Below are 1236 nucleotides of genomic sequence, written 5' to 3' on the forward strand. Positions count from 1 at the left end.
TCAGCACGGCGCCCAGCTCGCCGCGGCCCGCACCCTGCAGCGCCGGCAGCAGCTCGGCCACGGCCCGGACGCCGTAACCGGCCCGTCGCAGCTGGTGCACCACCCGCGCGGTCGCGACGTCGGCCGGGGCGTAGCGGCGCGCCGCCCGGGGTCCGGCACGTCCGGGCACCACCAGCCCCTCGGCGTCCCAGTGCCGCAGGGTGGACGGCCGGACGCCGAGCGCGTCGGCCAGCTCGGAGACGGTCATCGCGTCCGACGGCCGGACGTCCTCGACCGGCTCGGCGACGATCACGGCCGCCGCCTCCCGGGCCCGCGCCAGCTCCTGCCGTTCCCGGTGCAGCCCGGCGTGGACGGCGTCCAACCGGACCAGCGCCTCCTCCGTCCTCCCGTCCACCGCCGCCCGCAGCAGTCGCTTGGCCTCTCCCGGCCCGGCGCCCCGGGACAGCCCCCCGTAGGCGACCACCGCCTGGCGGTGCCGCTCGTCGTACACCCGGTAGCCGGCCGCGGTGCGCCCCGCGGGCGGCAGCACCCCGTCCCGCTCGAGGTTGCGCACCTGCTGCACCGAGCACCCTCCGGCCCGGGCCAGGTCGACCGTCCGCAGCCTCACCGGTTGGAGACCTCCGGCCCTGCCAGCCAGGCCACGGTACGACCAACCCTCCACAAGCACTTCGATGTGACGCTGGAGCACATGACCATGGACGAGATCTTCGCACTGGTGGGACAGCTGGACGGCGTGCTCACCCTCCGGCCCGGTCCCGGCGACGGCTCCCCCGAGCTCAGCTGGGGCGACGGCTTCTTCTACTACGCCCCCGACGGCGTCCTCCCCCGCACCCAGCCGTTCGCGACCGTCGTCACCAAGGACTACCCCGACGACGACCGGTCCCGGCTCGACCGCCCGGGCGCGTTCCGGGTCAACGTCGCTGCCGGCCGGGACGCCTTCGTCCGCTGGACCGGGCACGCGCCGCGGGCAGCCGGCGAGGCCATCCCCTCCGCGGCGCTGCCCGACGACACCGTCACCGCCCACCCGGTCTACGGCGGGCTGGGCTGGCTGTGCGTCACCAACCCCGGTCCGCGCACCAGCGAGGCCGTGCGGGAGCTGCTCCGCACCGCCCACGCCGCCGCCCGCGCCCGCCACGAGCGCCGCGGCTGACACCGGGCTCAGGCGGCGAGCCGGTGCTGGGAGGGGCACTCGGCCCGCAGCTGCTCCAGCCCGCGCTCGGCCAGCCGGCGCACCTG

Annotated in this window: 2 protein-coding genes; one reads left to right on the forward strand and one right to left on the reverse strand. The window is 77.2% G+C overall.

What is annotated here, in order from left to right; all coding sequences use genetic code 11:
* The coding region (locus DVA66_RS20490; protein ID WP_198672012.1) for a MerR family transcriptional regulator at nt 1-607 on the reverse strand (607 nt) is incomplete at its 3' end.
* A gap of 81 nt (nt 608-688) precedes the next feature.
* Between DVA66_RS20490 and DVA66_RS20495 the strand changes: the two genes are divergently transcribed.
* On the forward strand, nt 689-1150 hold the full coding sequence (locus tag DVA66_RS20495; protein ID WP_114561583.1) for a DUF6194 family protein: 462 nt from the start codon (nt 689-691) through the stop codon (nt 1148-1150).
* The last annotated feature ends 86 nt before the right edge of the window (nt 1151-1236 follow it).

Source organism: Desertihabitans aurantiacus (assembly GCF_003344635.1).
Taxonomy (GTDB): Bacteria; Actinomycetota; Actinomycetes; order Propionibacteriales; family Propionibacteriaceae; genus Desertihabitans; species Desertihabitans aurantiacus.